17 protein-coding genes are annotated in these 20,050 nt (G+C 42.3%); 6 read left to right on the top strand and 11 right to left on the bottom strand.

What is annotated here, in order from left to right; all coding sequences use genetic code 11:
• On the bottom strand, positions 1-1,620 hold the full coding sequence (locus tag ABIN91_RS11365) for a PAS domain S-box protein (RefSeq protein ID WP_348051222.1): 1,620 nt from the start codon (positions 1,618-1,620) through the stop codon (positions 1-3).
• Between the two features lie 331 nt (positions 1,621-1,951).
• Between ABIN91_RS11365 and ABIN91_RS11360 the strand changes: the two genes are divergently transcribed.
• The 4 genes from ABIN91_RS11360 (at position 1,952) to ABIN91_RS11345 (ending at position 6,460) form a co-directional block, all read left to right on the top strand.
• Positions 1,952-4,258, top strand: a complete 2,307-nt coding sequence (locus ABIN91_RS11360) for a TonB-dependent receptor (protein WP_348051221.1) — start codon at positions 1,952-1,954, stop codon at positions 4,256-4,258.
• A 3-nt stretch (positions 4,259-4,261) separates the two neighbouring features.
• Positions 4,262-5,068: a DUF4249 family protein gene (locus ABIN91_RS11355; RefSeq protein WP_348051220.1), complete on the top strand. Its 807-nt coding sequence runs from the start codon at positions 4,262-4,264 to the stop codon at positions 5,066-5,068.
• Positions 5,069-5,115: 47 nt separating this feature from the next.
• Positions 5,116-5,496 carry an SRPBCC domain-containing protein gene (locus ABIN91_RS11350; RefSeq protein WP_348051219.1) on the top strand — a complete coding sequence of 127 codons (381 nt, stop codon included), beginning with the start codon at positions 5,116-5,118 and terminating at the stop codon, positions 5,494-5,496.
• Between the two features lie 280 nt (positions 5,497-5,776).
• A complete protein-coding gene (locus ABIN91_RS11345; protein WP_348051218.1) occupies positions 5,777-6,460 on the top strand; it encodes a lipid-binding SYLF domain-containing protein in 684 nt (227 codons plus the stop codon).
• 130 nt (positions 6,461-6,590) lie between these two features.
• Here ABIN91_RS11345 and ABIN91_RS11340 read toward each other — a convergent pair whose 3' ends face one another.
• Complete coding sequence (locus tag ABIN91_RS11340) at positions 6,591-8,642, bottom strand: M13 family metallopeptidase (RefSeq protein WP_348051217.1); 2,052 nt, start codon at positions 8,640-8,642, stop codon at positions 6,591-6,593.
• Positions 8,643-8,853: 211 nt separating this feature from the next.
• Here ABIN91_RS11340 and ABIN91_RS11335 point away from each other — a divergent pair, with 211 nt between their 5' ends.
• Positions 8,854-9,501, top strand: a complete 648-nt coding sequence (locus ABIN91_RS11335; RefSeq protein WP_348051216.1) for an MgtC/SapB family protein — start codon at positions 8,854-8,856, stop codon at positions 9,499-9,501.
• A gap of 7 nt (positions 9,502-9,508) precedes the next feature.
• Here ABIN91_RS11335 and ABIN91_RS11330 read toward each other — a convergent pair whose 3' ends face one another.
• From ABIN91_RS11330 to ABIN91_RS11290, 9 genes are all read right to left on the bottom strand, one after another.
• Positions 9,509-11,446, bottom strand: a complete 1,938-nt coding sequence (locus tag ABIN91_RS11330) for an N-acetylmuramoyl-L-alanine amidase (RefSeq protein WP_348051215.1) — start codon at positions 11,444-11,446, stop codon at positions 9,509-9,511.
• A 6-nt stretch (positions 11,447-11,452) separates the two neighbouring features.
• Entirely contained in the window at positions 11,453-11,809 is a 357-nt protein-coding gene (locus ABIN91_RS11325) for a BlaI/MecI/CopY family transcriptional regulator (RefSeq protein WP_348051214.1), read from the bottom strand.
• A 289-nt stretch (positions 11,810-12,098) separates the two neighbouring features.
• Complete coding sequence (locus ABIN91_RS11320) at positions 12,099-14,543, bottom strand: outer membrane beta-barrel protein (RefSeq protein ID WP_348051213.1); 2,445 nt, start codon at positions 14,541-14,543, stop codon at positions 12,099-12,101.
• A 109-nt stretch (positions 14,544-14,652) separates the two neighbouring features.
• Entirely contained in the window at positions 14,653-15,477 is an 825-nt protein-coding gene (locus ABIN91_RS11315; RefSeq protein ID WP_348051212.1) for a DUF4097 family beta strand repeat-containing protein, read from the bottom strand.
• Between the two features lie 23 nt (positions 15,478-15,500).
• Positions 15,501-16,370, bottom strand: a complete 870-nt coding sequence (locus ABIN91_RS11310) for a hypothetical protein (RefSeq protein WP_348051211.1) — start codon at positions 16,368-16,370, stop codon at positions 15,501-15,503.
• 14 nt (positions 16,371-16,384) lie between these two features.
• Positions 16,385-17,206 (bottom strand): zf-HC2 domain-containing protein, encoded by an 822-nt coding sequence (locus tag ABIN91_RS11305; RefSeq protein ID WP_348051210.1) that lies wholly within the window; start codon positions 17,204-17,206, stop codon positions 16,385-16,387.
• 12 nt (positions 17,207-17,218) lie between these two features.
• Positions 17,219-17,770, bottom strand: a complete 552-nt coding sequence (locus tag ABIN91_RS11300) for a sigma-70 family RNA polymerase sigma factor (protein WP_348051209.1) — start codon at positions 17,768-17,770, stop codon at positions 17,219-17,221.
• A 144-nt stretch (positions 17,771-17,914) separates the two neighbouring features.
• Entirely contained in the window at positions 17,915-18,364 is a 450-nt protein-coding gene (locus tag ABIN91_RS11295; protein ID WP_348051208.1) for an SRPBCC domain-containing protein, read from the bottom strand.
• 16 nt (positions 18,365-18,380) lie between these two features.
• Positions 18,381-19,064 carry an arylesterase gene (locus tag ABIN91_RS11290; RefSeq protein WP_348051207.1) on the bottom strand — a complete coding sequence of 228 codons (684 nt, stop codon included), beginning with the start codon at positions 19,062-19,064 and terminating at the stop codon, positions 18,381-18,383.
• Between the two features lie 152 nt (positions 19,065-19,216).
• Between ABIN91_RS11290 and ABIN91_RS11285 the strand changes: the two genes are divergently transcribed.
• The gene (locus ABIN91_RS11285; protein ID WP_348051206.1) at positions 19,217-19,906 is read left to right on the top strand and encodes an ABC transporter ATP-binding protein; all 690 of its coding nucleotides are present in this window, start codon (positions 19,217-19,219) and stop codon (positions 19,904-19,906) included.
• Positions 19,907-20,050 lie beyond the last annotated feature (144 nt).

Genomic DNA, 20,050 nt, shown 5'->3' with positions numbered 1-20,050 from the left:
TTATTGGTAAAGAGAATTTAAAACTTCGTCTTGCTGTGCTTTGGATAGCTTGAGGTAAATGGTATCGTTTATCTGGTGGATAATTTCGTCCAGGTGCAGGGTGCAGTCATTCAGCATGGCCAGGTATTCTTCTTTTTCTTTAACGTCGTTTGTATTGCGTATCAGGTCCATCAAACCCAGTATTGATGCCGCCGGTCGGCGTATCTCGTGCGAACTTAACCAGGCAATGTTTTTAAGTACGCTGTTTTGCTCGGTAATTTCGGCCTCTTTTTCTTTACGTACGGTAATGTTATTATGTATGCTGATGTAGCCAATAAATTGATCGTCATCAAACATGGGTGTAAACTCAATATTTACCCAATACGCTTCGCCATTTTTAGTGTAATTCATCAAATCAACCGCGAATGATTCAAATCGTTTTTGTGCCTCATTAATGGTGTCTAATTGTTTCTCATCAACTGGGTTGGTTATAAATTGCGACGGGCGCAAACCTTCAATTTCGTCCAGGGTATAACCCGTAAAGTTTTCGAAAGCTTTATTTACCCAGGTTATGCGGCTTTCGGCATCTTCAATAACCACCATGTTATTGATCTTGGTGATGATGTTGCCCAGCTTTTTGTTCTCGTTGCTTACCAGGTTTTTCTCATGCTCAATTTGCTTGATCTCGGTAATATCCTGCATGGTTCCCCGTATTTTATAAGGTTTGCCATCACGCTCTTCAACCTTACCCAACAAGCGGATATGCATCACATTATTTTTACCTAAAAACAACCGGAACATAGTATCAAGATCGCACCCGGATACCATAGTGGCGTGCGCATCGGCTAAAAACCGGCTCTGGTCATCCCTGTGAAGGAACTTTAAAAAAAGATTGTAAGAGGGTTCAACCAATCCTTTTTCTATACCAAATATCTTAAACGCCTCGTCGCTAATAGTCAACTTTCTGTTTATCAGGAAATAGTCCCATCCTGCTATTTTAGATAACTGTTGAATATCCATCAGCCGTTTTTGATCATCAGCCAGGTCCATGTTCGCCTTCTCCAGCATATCCTGACTTACCATGGTGCTGGAGTGATCGCGGGCTAAAACCATAACGGCATCTTTTCCCTTAAATAAAATCCGGTTTGATGATATTTCGGCATGAATAAAAGAACCATCCTTTTTGATATGCTTCCAAATACCCGATCTTTTAAACTTACCGCCAACGTTTATCGCTTTGATCAGCTTAACATGGTCCTCTATCGGGCGGATGTCTTTGATCGTCATACTCAAAAACTCCTGCTTACTGTAGCCATATACAGAAATAGCGGTTTCGTTAACGGATACAAATTTCAGGCTAACGGGATCGTATATCCACATCGGGCTTGGGTTAGACTCGTATAGTTCGCGATATTCATTCTGGTTATAAACTATCTGTTTGCTGCTTTTACGTATTAAAATAAATAACAGTACCCCGGTAGCAATTACAAAAGCAAAGCCTTTACCACTGTTTACGGCCTGGAAAACATCTTCGGAAAGGTTGTTTTTAAATAAAAAGAGTAAGCGGTCGCTTAAAAATATCCAGGTTAAACATATTACAACATAAATTAGCGCTATGCGTAAAGAGTCGCTCTTTTGCATAGTGTTAAATAGGAGGTTTAGCTTTTTGACACTAAATGCCCGCATATATATGCTTACTTAGGTAAATAGCAAAGTTTATAGGTTAAGTAAACTTAACAATTATTTATTAATGAATTTACTATATTTTTTGTTAAACAACGTTTTTAATTTTTAACCCAATTGGTAATGCTGAGTGCAAATGTGTTAAAAAAGTGCGTTAGGTTAGCAAAATAAACAGCATATTTATCACCTTTAAGCCTGATAGTATTTGTTACGTTCATTAGTAAATCTTTTTTTGGTGAATTTTAGCGTTTTTAAGCCGTTCAAATGTATTTATACAGCCGGGTTAATTATGTTATCAGGTTTTATGCCGTTAGCGCTACATGCCCAAAACAGTAAGCTTACCATTAGCGGAACAGTTAAAGATAGTTTAACCGGCGAAGCTTTAATTGGCGCCACCATAAAAATGGAACAGGCCGGTAAAGTAGGTGTGGTAACAAATAATTATGGCTATTACTCGCTAAGTGTTGATGCCGGTAATTATACCTTGTACGCAAGCTATATTGGTTATCAAACCGTGCCTGTTAAGGTAAGTGTTTCAAAAAACACCCGGCTTAATATTGAGCTAACGGCATCAAACTCACTCAACGAAATTACCGTAAGCGGAAATTCCAAAACCAACGAAAATGTATTGAGCCCGCAAATGGGGGTAAACAAACTAAGCATGAGCGATATTGCCAATGTGCCGGTTTTGCTGGGCGAAAAGGATATCATCAAAACCATTGAGCTTTTGCCCGGCGTAAAATCAACCGGTGACGCTAATACCGGTTTTTACGTTAGGGGGGGTAACTCTGACGAAAATTTGATACTACTTGATGGCGCTACGGTTTATAATGCATCGCATCTGTTCGGTTTTTTCTCCACCTTTAACAGCGATGCCATTAAAGAGGTTAACCTGTACAAAGGTGGCATGAGTGCCGAATATGGTGGCCGCATGTCGTCGGTTTTGGATATTAAGATGGACGAGGGTAACAATAAAAAGTTTGATGCCGAAGGTGGCATTGGCTTAATATCATCACGTATTAAAATAGAGGGGCCCATCGTGAAAAACAAAAGCTCGTTTATGATTAGCGCGCGCCGTACCTATGCCGATCTGTTTTTGAAGCTCTCGTCGGATACTTCGGTAAACTCTTCCAGTTTGTATTTTTATGATATCAACGCCAAGGCGAATTATCAGATCAATGATAAAAACACCATTTACCTTTCGGGATATTTTGGTAAAGATGATGTTGGATTAAAGGGTACCTTCTCAACAGATTGGGGAAATACCAACGGCACCTTCCGCTGGAATCATTTGTACAACAGTAAACTCTTCTCAAACACATCGTTAATTTACAGCAAGTACAACTATACCATTGTAAATTATACCGCTACAGATAATTTAAATGTGTACTCCAAAATTGAAGATTTTAATTTGAAACAGGATTTTGATTATTTTATCAGCAATAACAACACCCTTCGTTTTGGTATTATGGCTGTACACCATACCGTGGTGCCGGGTGATGTAACAAGTTCGCCAGGGTCAAATTTTAATGCTAAAATTATAGAGAGCCGCTACGCTTTTGAAACCGCTGCATACGCATCGGATACGTGGCAACTTACCGATAAGTTCAACCTGGTTTATGGCCTTCGTGTTAACTTTTTTGATCTGTTTGGTCCGGGTAATTTTAATACCTATAATGGCGCTAATGCCATAACCAGCAGTAATTACTACGCTTCGGGCAAGAGCGTGATAACTTACTGGAACCTTGAACCGCGTTTTTCGGCAAGTTATACTATCAATAGCCGTAATTCCGTTAAGGTATCTTACAACCAAAACAGTCAGAATATCCATTTGCTCTCAAACTCAACCTCAAGCCTGCCTACCGACCTGTATGTAATGAGCAGTAATAACATTAAACCTGGCATTGCTAAACAGGTGGCTTTGGGCTATTACCGCAATTTTAATAACGACGAGTTTGAGTTTAGCACCGAAGTTTATTACAAATGGCTCAGTAACGAAATTGATTATAAAGACAATGCCCAGTTATTGGGCAATAACAATGTAGAATCGGAATTGGTGTATGGTACCGGGCGCGCTTACGGGATTGAGTTTTTTTTGAAGAAAAAGTACGGCCGCTATAACGGCTGGATAGGCTACACCCTCTCGAAAACGGAACGTAAGTTTGATGCCATTAACAATGGCAATTACTTCCCGGCAAGGCAGGATAGAACGCATGATATATCGTTGGTTAATATGCTTAACTTAAGCAAACGCTGGTCGGTATCTGCCGTGCTTACTTATGGTACCGGTAACGCGGTTACCTATCCGGCAGGTAAATATCTGCTTGCGGGCATCACTACCTATTACTATAGCCAACGCAATGCCTCGCGTTTGCCGGTAAATAGCCGCTTAGATCTGGGTGCTACTTTGGAGGGCAGGCAACATAAAAGCTACCACTCCAGTTGGACGTTCAGCATATACAACGCTTACAACCGCAAAAACCCATACAGTGTTATCTTTAGGGATAGCGCCGATAAACCAACGCATACCGAAGCGGTTGAAACCAGCTTATTCGGCATTATACCATCTGTTACCTGGAATTTTAAATTTAGATAAGCGATGGCGAAGCACTTATCTAAAATATTGTTCGGTTTAATTATAGTTGCATGCTTTGCATCCTGCCAAAGGGTAATTGATATTGAGGTTGCCGACGCCGGTTCAAAACTGGTTATTGAAGGTAATTTAACCGATGTTACCGGTACGCAAACGGTAATTATTTCACGATCGGTGGGGTATAATAATGCCAATGTTTTCCCGGCGGTATCGGGTGCTGCTGTATCTTTTGTAGATGGCTCAAATGGTAAGGTATCCAAACTTACCGAAACATCAACACCCGGAACTTATGCTATCGCTAATTTTAGGGGTAAAACGCTTAATCTTTATACATTAAACGTTACGGTTGAATCAAAGCTGTATACGGCCACGAGTGTGTTGGCTTTCCCGGTAAATCTGGATTCGCTCACACTATCCAACCAGGTTTTTGGTACTAAAGAGATCAAAGTCATATCGGTAAACTACCACGATCCGGCAAATCAGCCAAATCAATACAAATATGTAATGTACGTTAACGGCGTACAGGTTAAGCGTGTTTTTGTAGAGAATGATAACCTTACGGATGGCCGGGCCGTATCTACCATGCTATACCAGCGCGAAATTGACCTTAAAAAGGGCGATAAGGTGGAAGTTGAAATGCAGAGTATTGATTACTACATGTATAATTTTTGGAATAACCTGAGCAACCAGGGAGGTAATAGTCCGCAAGATTCGTCAACGCCGGCAAACCCGCCGTCAAATTTTAACAATACCAATGTGCTGGGATATTTTAGCGCGCATACCACGCAGCGTAAAGCCGTAATAATTCCCTGATATTACATCAATTTAAATAGTAAATTTGCTGCCTGTATCATTCCCGTATGAAAGACTTTAAAAAATACTACAGCGTATCTGCCACGCCCGAAGAGATCTACCTGGCATTAACCAACCCCATCACCATACAATTATGGACAGGCGAGGTTGCCGAAATGAGCACTGAACCAGGCAGTGAGTTTTCTATGTGGGACGGCAGCATATCGGGAAAGAACCTGGAGTTTATCGAGAATAAAAAGATCGTTCAGCAATGGTACTTTGGCGATCAGGCGGAGGCATCCATCGTAACTATCATACTTCACGCGGATAAGCAGGATACTTCTATTGAACTTAGGCATACCAATATTCCGGATGATGATTATGCTGATATTGTTGATGGCTGGAACGACGCGTATTTCGGTTCAATCATCGATTTTTTTGATGAGTAATAGAGTGCTTAATGTGTTGTATGTCATTTAGATAGAGCTGGGCTGGAATGTGCGTTGTTGCGAAAGAGAAATCTTTTGCAACAAACGGTTAGCGTGCTGAATATCCTGTAGAATGTCGCTTACCTACAATAGGGCGCAGAAGATTTCTCTTCATCCCAATGCTTTTTCCCAAACGCTGTTCATCGAAATGACAAAGCGGTCTTAACGTTAACTATTGTTAAATCTCAAACCTTCCCCTTCATTTTGTGTTAGTATTGGTTACCTACTAAACATAAATGTAATGAAAAATTTAAAATTATTCAGGTTACCGGCTATGTTCCTTTTGGGATTAGGCTTAATGCTAACCTCGGCCACTATCCAGGATAAAGAGCTTGATAAAGTAGAAGATGCCACCGGCGTGCTTCGCGATTTTGGAAAAATGAAAGAAAGCATCCCGCGCGATATGCTTCAAAAAACCAATGGCATTATCATTATTCCTAAATTGATTAACGCTGGTTTGGTAATTGGTGGTAAACGCGGTAAAGGTATTGCCATGGCTAAACTTGCCGATGGTAAATGGAGTAACCCTGTATTTGTTACCTTAACAGGCGGTAGCTTTGGTTTACAGGCAGGTGTTCAATCTGTAGATTTGGTGCTGGTGGTTAAAAGCACCAATACTTTGCACCGCATAGGTACAGGCAGCTTTACCCTTGGCGGGGATATATCGGCCGCAGCCGGACCGGTTGGCCGCAGTTCATCAGCCAATACCGATTACAAACTGGAAGCCGAAGTATATTCGTACTCACGCAGCCGTGGTTTGTTTGCCGGTATCAGTATTAACGGTGCTAAACTGGATATAGATGCCAAGGCCAATAAAGATTTTTACGGCCAAAGCTACACCGCCCGAACCTTATTTGAAGGCAGCGACAAAACAACGCAAGCATCAGTAAAAGAGTTGAAAACTACTTTAACGGGGTTGTATTAAAGCCCCCCGACCCCCTAAAGGGGGAGGAATTATTAATATTTGTAAACAAGAAAACCGGCAAGTGCCGGTTTTCTTGTTTTATAATTAGGAACTTGCATAGTAGCTCCCCCTTTAGGGGGCTGGGGGGCCTCTACCAAATTTTTACCCGCTTATCCGGGTCTATCCACATGGCATCGCCTTTTTTAATGCCGAATGCTTCGTAAAATTCGGGTACATCGCTAAACGGCCCATTCACACGGAGGAAGCCGGGGGCATGCACATCGGTAACTATGCGGCCTGCTAATTCTTCGTCGCGTTGCTGACCCAGCCAGCCTATGGCGTAGCCTAAAAAGAAGCGTTGTATAGGCGTGAGGCCATTTATGGTTTTGCCGTCTTTATATTGTTTGGTTTTTTTAAAGGCATCAACACCTAAAACTATCCCGCCAAGGTCGGCAATGTTTTCGCCTAAGGTGGCTTTGCCGTTTACGTGCAGGCTATCTAAAACCTTGTAGCTGTTAAATTGATCAACAAGCATTTGCGCGCGTTGGGTAAATTTAACCGAGTCGCTTGCTGTCCACCATTCTTTCAGGTTGCCTTTGGCATCATACTGGCGACCTTCATCGTCAAAACCATGGGTAATTTCGTGACCGATGGTTGATGCTGCCGAGTAGCCGTAAACCACCGCGTCGTCAATATCCTCGTCCTTAATACCCGGGATAATAAATTGGGCCGCTGGCAGCGTGATCTCGTTGTTTGACGGGCTATAGTTGGCGTTATAAGTTTGTGGTGTCATGTTCCACTCGGTATGATCAACAGGTTTACCTAACTTATTAATGTTGTTTAAATAAGCCCAATGGCGCGCGTGTATCACGTTAACGGCGTATGAGCCGCGGTCGATGCTCAGGTTACTAAAGTCTTTCCATTTATCGGGGTAACCAACCTTGGGGTGAATGGTGCTTAATTTAAGCAAAGCTTTTTGCTTGGTTTCGGGGCTCATCCAATCTAATTTTTCGATGTGTTCACGATAGGATGCTCTTATCGCTTCAACCAGATCGGTATAACGCTGTTTTGCCTTTAGCGGGAAGTATTCTTTCACAAATAGCTGGCCCAATAATTCGCCCATAATGCCGTTTTCGGTATCCAGCACACGTTTCCAGCGTGGTAACTGCACTTTGCGGCCCGCTAAAACTGTTCCTGTAAAGCGAAAATTCTCCTGGTCCAGATCTTTGCTCAAAAACGGAGCGTATGATGTTAGTACCTTCCAGCGTAAGTATGCCTTCCAATCGGTAATGGTAAACGTGTTGAGGTATTTATTAACGGCTACATAGTACTCTGGCTGGCCAACTATAATGGTATCAACATTAGGTATGCCCATGTTGGAAAAAACTACGTTCCAGTTAATGTTGGGGGTAAGTTTGTTAAATTGGCTTACCGGCATTTTGTTGTAGTTGTGATATGGGTCGCGAAGGTCTTCCAGTTTGCGGCTGCTATCGGCCAAAGCTGTTTCTATCGCGAAAACGCTTTTTGCCGCCGTTACCGATTGCGCATCGGTATAACCCGATAGTTTGAACATGGTAGGCAAATATTTTGCAGCATAATCTGTACGGATCTTGGTAATACGGGCATCGGTTTTAAAGTAGTAATCGCGGTTGGGCAATCCTAAACCACCCTGACCCAATTGTAGCATCATTTTAGCGCTGTTTTTATCATCCTGGCCAACACCCGCGTTTATAAATGTGCGTGCGCCAATGGTGTTCATGTAAGCGACAACGCTTAGCAGACTGTTGATGTCTTTGATCTGGTCTATCCTGTCCAGGGGCTCTTTAACGGCGGTAATGCCAAGCTTATCAATGTTTACGCTGTCTAGTCCGCTAAAATAAAAATCGCCTATTTTTTGGGTGCTGGTGCCTTTGGGCGCATTGGCTTTCATGGCATCCTCGTTAATTTTTTTGAGGCGTGTGCGTATATCTTCGCTCACCACATTACCAATTCCCCAGCTTGAGTAGGCGGGGGGGATGGGGTTATTTTTTAACCAGGTACCATTGGCGTAATGAAAAAAATCGGTACCGGGGTTAACAGATTTGTCCAGATTTTGAAATACGGGATCGTTAGCCGGGGTGGTTTGCGCATGGCTTGCATAGTGCCGGCCAAAGGCCAAGAATATTACGCCGGCAAGTATAAGTTTGCTTCTATTGGTTTTCATGAAATACAGTTATACACCAAACATAATAAATTTTGATGTAAGATGATAGAAGAGGATGTAAGATGTAATAGGTAAGATGGTAGATGTATTTGAAGGATGTAAGATGGAAGATGTAAGTCTTCATAATTAAAATAACACATCTTCCATCTTACCTATTACATCTTACATAGAGAACACATCTTCCATAATTTAATTTATACTTGTATAAAATATGGCCAATCCAAACGATATACATTATACCGAAGAAGTACTAAAGCTCCTGCTTTCCGCTTTTGTGGGTTGTTTGGTTGGGTTGGAGCGCGAGATCAGGCGTAAGCCAGCCGGTTTCCGCACGCTGGCAATTATTTGTTTAGGCTCAACCATATTTACCATTTGCTCCTACAAACTGGGTTTCCCTGATAATGAAGACCGTATTGCGGCCAATATTATTACCGGCGTTGGCTTTTTAGGTGCAGGCGTAATATTCCGTAACGGGTTTTCCGTTTCGGGGATAACAACCGCCGCAACAATCTGGATAGCAGCTGCTTTGGGTATGCTGATCGGTATTGGCGAGTATACCATCTCAATATTAGCATTGGTGATCTCGCTGGTGATATTATCGCTGATGGAATATCTGCAGGAATACATCGACAGGCGATTTCAGCACCGCAATTATACCATTAGCTACAAAGGCGATTTTGATAACAGCGAGTTTAAAACCAAGCTAAGCGAACTCAACATCAAGGCCCGCAACTTTAAGGAAACCCGCCAGGATACCCAAACCAGTTTTGAATTTGATGCTACGGGTAAAGAAATAGATCTGGATGTGTTTAACCTGTGGCTGAAAAACGAAACCCGGATCTATTCGTTTGTTTGGTAGGGGATAGCTATATTTTTTTCTTCGGGTGGTTTTTCAGATCAATGGTAAGCGTATCGATAACCATTGAAGTGGAATACGGCTTTTGAACCATGTTATTATCTGTAATTGTAATGTGCACTTTGCCACTTGCCGATACTATACTATCACTTAAGTTATACCGAACGGTTTTAGCTTTAATATTAAACTTACCGGTAACTAAGTTGGCATTGTAGATCACCACATCTCCGTTACGTTTTGAAGCGGAAGAATCGCTGGAGATAATTCGAACATGCGAAAAATCAGCGTATAAATTAACTTCACCAGCCTTCAGATCATCTGCCGAACAAGATATATTAAGGGATGTAGATTTATGTGTGTCTGAAATACTTTTACCCCTGGCATTCTTTACTGTATCTGTCACGGTTTGTGCTGGCTGGGCCTTTCCCCATGTATGTGGTACAAAGGCTACGTTTACCTTAACATGCAGGCCCGTATCGGGTTTAACAATTGCACCGCTGTTTTTAGGCTGGGCGGCTTTTTTGTAGGCTAGGATAGCATCGACAAATTTTTGGGCAATGTTGTGTTGGTTTTGAGGGTCTGTGATGTATTTTAAGTCATTTTTGTTTGTCAGGTAGCCAAGTTCAATCAAAATAGCCGGGGTCTTGTTGTCGCGCAATACGCCTACGCCCTGGTGGTACACCTTGTCGCTCATGGTAATGCCGTTTAGTTTCTGCATTTCGCCTATCAAAGCGGTAGCTAATTTCTGTGTTTCCGGTTTTGGATTCCGGTCGGTTACTACCATCATACCCGTTGCAGAGGCTGGCATTTCCCCGCTTACCGCATTTACATGCACCGATACAAAGGCATCGCCTTGCACGCTTTTACGCTCTGCCAAAGGTACAGCTGTATTATCTGTACGGGTTAATACGGTTTTAATGCCGCGCTCTTCGGCAATGGCTTTAATTTGTTTAACCATAGTAAGGGCTATATCGCTTTCTAAAACGCTACCCACCCCAGCTCCGCTTTTACCGTCGTGCCCGGCATCCAGTACCAGTACAAAGTTTTTATTGAGGCTGGTATCTTCGCTGTAAGCGTATACCTTATCTACAGCTAAAAAATAAACCAATGACGCTATTATGGGCAGCATTAATAAATAGCCTAGTTTTTTTGCTGTTGCCGATTTTGATTTGAAAAGCATTTGTACACGGCTCTTCAAGCCATAAGCACTAAACTGGTTGCTGATGCCTACGTTTGCCGGCATGGATAGCTTGAGCAGTAAACTGGCGTAGTTTTTTGAATTATACCGATCAGCCAGATGGCTATCTACTTCAAACTCGTGAGCCTGGTGAAGAGCTTTAGAATACAGGTACACAAAAGGGTTAAACCATAACAATGCTTTTAAAACTTCGGTAAACAGGTTATCGGCCGAGTGCATGAGTTTGGCGTGTACTAATTCGTGCGTAATTACTTGTTCCTGCTCTATAATATCCAGGTGATTATCATTTAAAAAGATGTAATTAAAAAACGAGGAGTTATTGGCTGGGATACCATTTACCAAACGGTAGCCGTTTTGGCGTTTACCATGTTTAATGCCTTTGTAAATTATCCCGCCAAGGGTTATGGTAAGTTTGATTAATAACAATGCAGCAATAATCCAATAAGCATAAACCGCGATAGATTCCCAATTGATATGTTGAACAAGGGGTTGTTGGAGTATAACCGGATCGGCAACGAATTCGATGGTTTTGGTAGCCGTATTAATTATTACTGGTTTAACATCGGGGGTGGGGATGGTGGTTTGCACGCTGATATGCAGCAATGGGATAAGCATGCTGACGAGCAAAGAGGCCAGCAAATACCACCTGTTTAAACTAAAAAAGGTAAGCTTGCGGAAGAGGGTGTAATACACCAGGTAAAAAGCCGCTGTGCAGCCGGTTACTTTCAACAGGTAGATGAATAATTCCATAGGTGCTTATTGTTTATTGATGAGATTTTTAATATTGTTGATATCGTCCTGACTCAGAGTTTCTTCTTTGACCATAAAGGAGAGGAGGCTTTCTGCCGAGCCATCAAAATACTCGGTAAACAGTTTTCCGAATGAGTGCTTACGATAAGCTGGCTTGGTGATAAGGGGGAAATACTCGTAAGTTTTACCATAGGCTTTGTAACCTACGTAACCCTTTTTCTCGAGTATGCGCACTACTGATGATATGGTGTTGTAGGGTGGTTTAGGTTCGGGCAGCTTATCAATGATATCTTTTACAAATGCCGATTGCAGGTCCCATAGTACCTGCATAATGCGTTCTTCGGTTTTGGTTAACTCTTCCATAAAACAAACATAAAACTTATTTATCAGTTTTACAACTGTATTTACAGTTAATAAACTTATTTTGCAGTTTGTATCTGTTTTTATCGGATTAAGTTATTGATTATTAGATATTTGATTTTTTAAAAAAAGTTTAAATTTATTTTTGATGAATGCTGCATTTGTTTACCGGCTTGTTTTTTTGTATATTTGAGATAGGGGAACGCGTTTATCGCACAATGCAATGTGTTTCCAGATATTGTTCGGAAATATCTTACTTTATCCCCCCCGAGGGGGATTATAATCTGCAATATTACCTCACACGCCCTTGCTCATCTACATTACTATCATGTTTCTTGTCACTTTTTAAGGATGTGCCAAAGCTGTAGGAAAAGCCCAATATGAGCACCCGGTTAGCAAAATCGTTATAGTAGGTGGCTTTAGTATTGGGAATATTGGTAATGTCACCAGCCGAGAAATTGCCCCTGAAAATATCCCTCGCGCTTAGTTTTATAGCAGCTTTGTTGTTGAGGATCTTTTTTTGAATGGCCGCGTTTACCTGCTCGCGTGAGATGTGTGTAAACTGAGCGCTTTGGGTTGGCGATAGGTAATAGTAGGTTAGCTCGCCGCTCCATCCGCGGCCAAAGGTGAACTGGTTAATGTTATTGATGTTATAACTGGTTTGCTTTATATTAAGATAAGATTGGTAGATATCGCCTTTGTCGTGGTTGGTGCTTAGCTGAAAATACAGATGGAAATTCCACCATTTAAATGGGGTTAATGTAAGGTTACTGTTAATACCATAGAAAACGCTTTGGCCCAGGTTAACACTGGTTGCCATAAATATACCATCGCGCTGTATGTCTGATTCTGTTTGGTAATCGCTTACGTAGTTATACTCCAACGCTATAGACCAGATGCTGCGGTAACTGTAGGTTAGTTGGTAGTTTGATGAGAACTGTGGCCTCAAAAACGGGTTGCCCTCAAACTGACTATACTTATCAATGATGGTTATAAAGGGGTTCAAATCCTGGTAGTAGGGGCGGCCAATGCGTCTGCCGTATGATAGGTTGAGCGTGTGTTTACCCGCTGTATCTAATTTATAAAGCAAATACGCGGTAGGGAACACATTTGTATAATGTTGTATAAAACTACTATCGCCACGCAGTGCATTACCCAATTGGTGACCTGTGATATTGGTGTTCTCCAAACGTAAACCGGCTTGTATGCTAAAGCGTTTGTACTCCTGGTTAAAGCTTAGGTACGCGGCGTTAATGTTCTCGTTATATAAAAAGCGGTTGGTGTTATTGTAATTTATGGTGCTGATGTTGTTCACCACGTTAAAGTAATTGGCCGCGTTATCGGTATTTACAAAACTGGTTTTAAGGCCGGCTTCCAGTTTACCTTTGTTTGGCAACGCTTGCGAGTAATCGGTTTTTGCGGCGTATATGTTGATGCTTGTGGGCAGGTTATCTGTAATGATCTGCAGGTTTGCTAAGGTACCGTTTGCTAAATAGGTGTTATTTACAAAGGTTTGATCTACAACATTATCATACTTTAAATAATCCAGATTAAAGCTCAGTACAGTGCCGGGTTTATCAAACTTGTGATTGTAGTTTAGGTTTAGGCCTCCGTTCTTTAAATTATTGATGCTTTTGTTTTGTGCCAGAATGGTTGAATCGATAGCACCTGATGAGCTTTTCAAAACACTGCTAACGGCGTTAGGTGTGGCACCTTTTAGATGATACCCCGTCAATACAAAACCAATTGTGGTTTGGGGAGATGCGTAATAATCCATTCCAATTTTAGCGATTTTGTTATAGTTTTTGGGATGAAAAAAGGCACTCTCGTTGTAAGCTGATGTTAAGGCGCCGCCAGGGCTAAAGTATTGCCTTGTAACTTCTAACTGGCGGTAGTTATTAAAAAGATTATAGCCCAGGTTGGCAAATAGGTTCACCTTATCTACATGGTAATTTAAGGTGAGGCTTTCATTAGTTCGCCAGTATGCCGCTTTACCAATGTTGGCGGCCAGGCTGCCATTAAAACCTTGGGTTTTTGACTTTTTGGTTTTGATGTTGATCACACCCGCGTTGCCTGCAGCTTCGTATTTGGCGGGCGGGTTGCTCATTAATTCTATCTGATCGAGCAACGATGCGGGCATGGCTTTTAAGTAGCTGGCTAAATTATCGCCGGAAAGGTAAGTGGGTTTATCATCAATTAGTATCATTACCCCGCTTTTGCCTTTAAAGCTGATGGTGCCATTCTCGTCTACCAATACTCCCGGTGTTTTCTCTAAAACCTCTAAAGCGTTTGCCCCGGTGTTTGATATGAGCGCGTTAACATTAACTACGGTGCGATCTATCTTTTGTTCAACAAAATCCTTCTGCGCGGTTACGGCTACCTCTTTAAGTGCTTTGCTGGTTTGTTGGAGTACAATAGCGGGTAAAGTAACAAGGGGTTTATCTCCGATGCTGATCAATCCGCTTTTATAGTTTTGATAGCCCAGCATGGTTACTTTTAACCGGTAGTTGCCACCTGGTAAATTGTTGAAAGCAAAAGTTCCATTTACATTGCCCAGTAAGGTTTTTACTGTTGTGGAATCCTGGGCGTTTAGCAAAGTGATGCTTGCACCGTCAACAGGTTTTTGATCGGTACCTACAATCACACCGCTAATTTTGCCGGCTGGTGTTTGAGCTTGCGCTAAAATATGGGCAAAAGTTATCCATCTGGTCAATAAAGCCATGCTTAATGTTTTCATCGGGAAATAGGTTGGGAGGTAGGGTTATTTGAGCGAGTGGATCATGCCCGGTTCGGTGAATGGGATGTGTTAATTATGGATATCAACACATCCCAATATCGCATTCATGTTATTTTGCCTTGTGCAAATACAGGCTGCCATTCATGGTTTTCATCATCACATCGGGGCCGCCGCCATTAATTTTGCCGGTTACGGTTTCGTCAATAGTTAAACGGTACATGCCATTTTTAGCGCTTTTGTTCACTTTGGTGTCTTTATCGGCGTCGATCTCAAAATCGGTATAAATACCACCCCTGTCTGATTTGAGCTTAACATTGGCCTTTAAATTAGCCGGGAAGGTTACATCAACATTGCCATTCAGGGTAGAAAAAGCCATTGGCGCTTTACTGTCAATACTTTTAAAGCTAACCTTTACATTGCCATTCACGCTGCTGGCCACTACAGAGCCGGATACATCATTCAGGAATACACTGCCATTGATGTTCGTAGCTTCTATATCGCCACTCACATTGCTTACCGTAATGTTGCCACTGTTAACACACTCAATTTTGAGGTTGGTAACACCTTGCGGGATTTTGATATTGAGGTTGGTGTTCCTCATCGGAATATCTGACCCTATGGTAACGGTATTGTTTTTCTCTTTAGCGGTAATATCTAAACCGCCATTGCTATTAATGCGTTTCATTCCGCCTTGGCGTGCTTCGTCCCTGTCTTCGTGTTTTCTTCTCGAACCCGCATCTCCGGATGCTTCTATAACGATCTCTTTACCACTGTACCCGGTAATGGTGATGGAACCACTTACTAAACCAACACTCAATTTATAGGGTTTACCCGGATCGGTCAAGGGTACTTTTAACTCTTCGGTTTGTGCCATTACCTTTACGGATAACAGCGCTGCGGCTAATACCAAGCCTGTAAATTTTATCGCTTTCATGATTTTGTTGTAAATTTAATTAATTAGGATTGTTTTTTGATATATATGTTCCCGTTAAGGGTTTCAAATTTAAATAGCTTGCCGCCTTTGCCTACACGTACCTGCATATCTTTATTCAGCTTATATACAGTTCCGTTAGATCTTTTATCGGTAGCCTTGGTAATTGTTGCCGGTAGGGCAGCTACTTCTTCAAAGTCGGTATAAAAAGCACCATTCATACTTTTAAATTGCATATCTGCCGATAAATTGGCGGGGTAGCTAATGGTCATTTTACCATTGATGGTTTTGTAGGTTGACGCATCCGGCGGAACGGTGAGGTAATTAATGTTAACCATCCCGTTCACGGTAGTGGCATTGGTAACACCTTTGGCATTTGATATTTCGATAGCGCCGTTCACGTTCCGCACATCCAATTTTCCGAATACGTTGTCGATATCAATTAAGCCATTGTTTACCGTTGATGCGCTCAGGTTAACATTGTTGGGTACCTTTACCACAAAATCCAACTGTACCCGGTAATGCACCTCGTCACTATCATAATGCCAGCCGCGTGGGTGTGGTTTGGTGTTCCAGGGCTCCGAGATGTAGGCCATAATGGTATCTGCATTTTGATCAAAGTTGAGCTTAAAGTCTTTTTTACCTTGTTCAATATCTGCCTGGGTATTGCCGGTAATGGTTTGGTCAACGGCTATCATTACCTTATCGCCATTATAGCCTTCAACCTTTACAGAGCCGGATATATTATATATGCCAACCACAGTAGCGTTAGCAGCCTTTTTAAGGGTAAACTCTTTATTGATATGGGTTTTAAAATCTTGAGCGGCGGCGGTTAATTGAACAAGGCACAGCCCGCATCCCGCAATTAGCGGAATTAATAATTTTGCGTTTTTCATGATTATGTTTGGGTTTAAATTAACGTTTTAATGGTCTGACTGATCTTATCACGAACCCCGTTATCCAGGTTCTTTTGTTTCAGTAACTCTTTAAACTGTTTGATAGATTTCTTCTCCTGTAGCTTCAGCATCAGATCCGCAATGGCCGATTGCATCAGTGGTGAATCCTGCTGAACAATAGATGCTATTAAGCCCTGCCTAACTTCGGCATGATTAGCCAGGCGGGTAAGGGCATCCAGCGTGCTTAACCTAACATTCACATTAGGGTCGTTATTTAAAGTAGCGAGCAGGGCGTCAATCACTTCCTTATCCGCGTGTTTAATTTCGGGCGTATAACTCACACCCCGGATGCGCTCTGACGCGGACGGGTTTTCCAATAACGATAGCATCATGGTTTGCTTTAACTCATGCACCTCTTTATTAAGTGCTTGTAACTGGTCGTCTTGTGGTTTGGCTGTGCCGCCTTTCTGATTCATCAACCAAAAGCCGCCGAAACCAATAACCAATATCACCAGGTTATAAGCCATTGGCCATTGCGGCTGCATTTGCCAAATACGGCTCCAGCTATCTTTAAGGCCCTGCCATGCGCTGGGTTGTTGCTGGGCAACTTCTTCTTTATAAGTGTTCAGCATGGCTTGGAATTTCACCTGCAAATTTGCCGATGGCTCCGGCGTTTCCACCGTACCCATCATATTCCAGATGGATTCCATAGCCTGTAGCTCTTCTGCGCAGCCCGGGCAGGTTGCCAAATGCTGCTCCATGTTTTGCCTTTCGGCGATGCTGAGGTCTTTGTTTATATAATCTGTAAACAGATCTCTGTATTGCTCACATTTCATCTTTCTTTCTGTTTAGCTTATCATTTTTGTATAAATGCTCTTCAACTCGCACATGGCCCGGTGAACCCTCACCTTTACGGCACCTTCGGTAATGTTCATGATCTGGGCTATCTCCTGGTGTTTCAGTTCCTGAAAACGGCTCATCGTTAATATCTCCCGCTGGTCGTCACTCAATTTGCTCATTGCCCTGTGCAATTCTATTTTCTGTTCCTTTTTATCAATCTGGTCGGCGGTATCAACGCCTCCCGGTATCCTGTCTGCATGGTCGTCAACTACATCATGCTGACTATGCTTTTTATTCTTCTTGGCCTCATCAATAATCGTATTTCTCGCTATCGAGTACATCCAGTGTATAAACTCACCATCTCCGGTAAACGTGTGCCTGTACTTCAGCATCTTGTAAAACACCATTTGCACCATATCCTCGGCGGCTTCCCGCTTGTAAGTCATGTGAAACAGAAAGCCGTAAAGCTGACGGTTGTACCGTTCAAACAAAAGCCCCATTCTATCCAGGTCTCCTGTTTTTACTTTCAGCATAATGGCGTTATCAGTCAGCGTATTCAATTTGCCTTGTTGTTTTTGTCGTTAGTTGTATTGGAAACTTGGGTAAAATAAAATGGTTACAAGAAATTTGAGATTTATTTTGGATATCCGATTTTGATATCGAATCGCTCAATTAAATGTACAAGCATTTCATTAAGTACAAGTTCACTGTTCCAACAGCGTTTTAAGTAAGCCAAGAGTACCGGCCCAGTAAAAGGCAAAGTGTTTATATATAATTTCTGTTGGGAAGTTACTCAGAGTGAGCACTAAAGCCGTCTGGTTTTGTGCTGGTGTTAACGTAAATCCAATCACGGTATAGTTTTCTACCTTGTCGGGAAGATTTGACAGCGAACTTAAATGATTATATTGAAGGAATCGTTCAGGTTCAAATTGCAATACAATGCCTTTGTTTTCAAAACGAGATTCGTACGAATCCCCGCTTATCGATATTGCATGCCCAACTTTCCAATCGGTGATGATATCAATTTCTGAGTCGTACATCCACTTATTCATTACTCTGGGGTTGGTGAGGGCTTCCCAAATTTTTGAAGTAGCTGCATTTATAACGATGCGCTGTGTAATAATTTGGCTGAATGTTGCTTCTTTATCAGGCATTTGTTTTCTCCTTTAACTACAATTCCCCCTTCAACACACCCCAAACATTATCCGCAACAATCTTAGCGCCTTTAGCGGTAGGGTGTATGCCATCAGCCTGGTTCAAATCTTTTATACCAGCAACATTAGTGAGCAGAAAAGGTAAAAATACCATGTTATTCTTTTTGGCGATCCCCGGGAAAATCGCTTTGAAAGCATTAGCATAATCGGCACCCATGTTTGGCGGAACCATCATTCCTGTTAAAATTAGTTTGGCGTTGGGGTATTTGGTTTTAACCTTATCAACTATAGCCTGTAGGTTTTTAGCGGTTTCATCGGTTTGTAAGCCGCGCAGGCCGTCATTCGCGCCAAGCTCTAAAATGAAAATATCAACTTTTTGGCGCAGCAGCCAATCAATGCGGCCCTTTCCACCTGCTGATGTTTCGCCGCTTAAACCTCCGTTAACAATCTTGTAAGGTAGTTTGAGCGAATCTATTTTGCCCTGCACCAATGCCGGGAAGGCTTCTGATTGCGGGTCTTCCAATCCATAGCCGGCCGTTAAACTATCCCCAAAAAATAAAATGGTTTTGGTATTTGTGGCTTGCGCTGATACTGTTTTGGTGGCTGTGGTATCGCTTTCGCTTGATGCCGTTTTGGAGTTGCCGCAGGCGCTGCTTAACGCGATGATAATAAAGAGGGTGAAATATTGTAACTTATGCATGTATTTGTCTTCTAATGAGTAATAGGACCGATTTTTTTTAAACATCCCGGTGACATTTAAGTTTAGCTATAAAGCTATTTTAGAACGATTTAATTATTGATTAACCGGGCAAGGCAAATTACAACAACCCTGCCCACATTCCAAAACATTGAGTGGAAACTATTCTGAATATTAAAGACCTCAGCAAAACTTACCAAAGCGGCGGCCAGCCACTAACGGTATTACATAATATCAATTTCGATATCGAAGCAGGTTCAACAGCCGCCATAGTGGGCCCATCCGGAAGCGGTAAAACAACCCTGCTTGGCCTTTGCGCCGGGCTTGACCGCTCCAGCAGTGGCGCTGTAGAATTAAACGGCATAGGTTTGGATGGCTTAACAGAAGACCAGCGCGCGCAGGTACGTAACCAATATGTAGGCTTCATCTTCCAAAACTTCCAGCTATTGCCAACCCTCACCGCTTTAGAGAATGTAATGGTTCCGCTTGAGTTGCGTGGCGAAAAGAACATCAAAGCCAGGGCTTTAGATCTGTTGGATAAAGTAGGGCTTGCATCACGCGGCCATCATTACCCTGCGCAATTATCGGGTGGTGAGCAGCAAAGGGTATCACTGGCAAGGGCATTCTCTAACCAGCCGAAGATTCTTTTTGCCGATGAGCCTACCGGAAATCTTGATGCCGAAACCAGTGAAAAAGTGGTGAAACTACTGTTCGACCTCAATCGTGAAGCAGGCACAACCCTCATTCTGGTTACCCATGATTTGGAACTGGCATCCAAAACCCAACGGATAATCCGTATTAAAGGCGGGCATTTGGTGAGTGATGAGCGTACGACTAATAATTAATGTCATTTCGACGGCAGGAGAAATTTTTTGCGTAATATAAAGTCTGCCCCTGCATGGCCTATACCAAGCAAGAGCAGAAGATTTCTCTCTCGTACCCTGCCTGCCGGCAGGCAGGGTACGAGAGAGAAATCTTCTGCTCTTGCT

The organism is Mucilaginibacter sp., from assembly GCF_039921305.1.
In the GTDB taxonomy this organism is placed as follows: Bacteria; Bacteroidota; Bacteroidia; order Sphingobacteriales; family Sphingobacteriaceae; genus Mucilaginibacter.
The sequence above is the reverse complement of the archived record's forward strand: the minus strand, read 5'-3'. Positions and strand labels throughout refer to the sequence as shown.